At 49.2% G+C, this 321-nt stretch carries 1 pseudogene; it reads right to left on the reverse strand.

The window, feature by feature from the left end:
• A pseudogene (locus tag KTE19_RS14415) lies at nt 1-321 on the reverse strand (ISL3 family transposase); the annotation flags it as partial.

The raw sequence follows: 321 nt of genomic DNA on the forward strand, positions 1-321 counted from the left end.
ATGGTTCTATTAAGGCGGTCGCTAAGTACTTTAACTGATTTGTGAGTGTCGGCGTCAATGCAAATAAACGACATGGAGCCGTGCGTGGAACGGAATTCATCAAAGCATAGATTAATCGGTAACCGGCGGCTCGCGTGTGGATGAATATTAGCCGTCAAAATACGCTGAACTGAGTTTGTCGAAATACCGGTGAGGCTGGCGATAGTCTTAGCCGGGAGTGATTTACTGGCTAGCTTCAGGACATGAGTCGCTAGTCCGTGACCGATGGCGTGGTTGGTTGATACCACTGGAGTGGTGGCCGTACAAGTGCTATGGCAGTTA

The sequence above is a fragment of the Lentilactobacillus dabitei genome, from assembly GCF_019061365.1.
GTDB classification, from domain to species: Bacteria; Bacillota; Bacilli; order Lactobacillales; family Lactobacillaceae; genus Lentilactobacillus; species Lentilactobacillus dabitei.